The organism is Spirulina sp. CCY15215 (genome assembly GCF_016888125.1).
Taxonomy (GTDB): Bacteria; Cyanobacteriota; Cyanobacteriia; order Cyanobacteriales; family Spirulinaceae; genus CCY15215.
On the sequence record NZ_JACSWA010000227.1, the window covers coordinates 1 to 1,643 of the forward strand.

Here is a 1,643-nt window from a genome sequence, read left to right on the forward strand (position 1 = left end):
TTGTTCCTCCTAACGGCGATCCCGTCATTCGTCCTGTCCCCATCAACCGCGAATTAGCCTTGCGAGTTGCCGATCGCTTCCGCAACGCCGCCATTAATACCCGCCGTCCCACCTCCTTTATTGCACCCTCCCAAAAACTCTATGAATGGCTCATCGAACCGATAGCCAAAGATTTAGAAACCTTAGAAATCCAGCATCTCACCTTTCTCCTCGATTCAGGACTGCGTTCCATTCCCGTCGCCGCCCTTCACGATGGAGAACAATTTCTCATCGAACGCTATAGCCTCAGTTTAATGCCCAGCATGGCCTTAACCGACCTGAGTTACGCCGACGTGCGCGGAATGAGCCTCTTAGCGATGGGTGCAGAAACCTTTGACGACCAAAACCCCTTACCCGCAGCCGGAGTCGAAGTAGATTTACTCACTAATCAACTCTGGGAAGGGGATTCTTATTTAAACGAAGACTTTACTGCTGAGAAATTAGTGGAGGCTCGCCAGCAAACTCCCTTTCGCATGATTCACTTAGCGACTCACGGAAAATTCGAGTCAGGAAGTCCAGATGATTCTTTCATCTATTTAGGGGCGGGAAAATTACCTTTGAGTCAAATTCGAGAATTGGGACTGCACGATCCTCCCGTAGAATTGTTAGTGTTGAGTGCTTGCGAGACAGCATTGGGAGACGTGCAAGCAGAGTTAGGGTTTGCAGGTTTAGCGGTGATGGCGGGGGTTAAGTCTGCATTGGGAAGTTTATGGCAAGTGAGCGATTCGGGAACATTTGGATTAATGACTACTTTTTACGAACAATTAAAAGAGGCACCCATAAAAGCCGAAGCGTTAAGGCGATCGCAATTAGCAATGATTCGAGGAGAAACGAGATTAGGAGAGGGAGAAGTTATCACCCCCAGTGGCGCGATCGCTTTAACTCAAGAGTTAGAAGGAGGAGGCGATTTGAGCCATCCTTATTTTTGGAGTGCCTTCACCTTAATTGGTACTCCTTGGTAATTTCAATTCTCAATTCTCAATTCTCAATTCTCAATTCTCAATGAGCCAATCACCCGCTATGATAAAGAGACATAAATCGTGCATCAATCCCCCCTAGAGCCATGATTCTCTACCGTCTTTCTTCTTCCTTGCTTCCCTGGCCTTGTGGTTTGTCTCTTCTGACTTTATTCTGTACCGCGATCGCCCCCTCCTCAGCCAAAGCGGGAACGGTTTCCGGTGGGAATGACAGTACAGGAACAGTAATTTCTGTGCAGGGCAGTCAATTTGATATTACAGGAGGAACGGCGGCGGGGAATAACTTATTTCATAGTTTTCAGGAATTTGGACTCGATGCAGGACAAGTTGCTAATTTTCTTTCTGCCCCCAGCATTCACAATATTCTCAGTCGCGTTGTGGGTGGAGATCCTTCCCTTATTAATGGCTTGATTCAAGTAACTGGGGGAAATTCTCATTTATTTTTAATGAATCCAGCAGGAATTGTATTTGGGAGTAATGCGAGTTTAAATATACCAGGAGATTTTACCGCAACCACAGCGACAGGAATAGGTTTTGGCAATAATCAATGGTTTAATGCTTTTGGAGAAAACAATTACACAGAATTAACAGGAATCCCTTTTCAATTTGCCTTTGATGTTTCCCAAC

2 protein-coding genes are annotated in these 1,643 nt (G+C 45.9%); both read left to right on the forward strand.

Annotation, left to right across the window (positions count from 1 at the left end; translation table 11 throughout):
- Window positions 1-1,001 (forward strand): CHAT domain-containing protein (locus JUI58_RS01480; protein WP_204101970.1); only part of this gene is annotated, 1,001 nt, incomplete at its 5' end.
- A 101-nt stretch (window positions 1,002-1,102) separates the two neighbouring features.
- The coding region (locus JUI58_RS01485) for a filamentous hemagglutinin N-terminal domain-containing protein (protein ID WP_204101971.1) at window positions 1,103-1,643 on the forward strand (541 nt) is incomplete at its 3' end.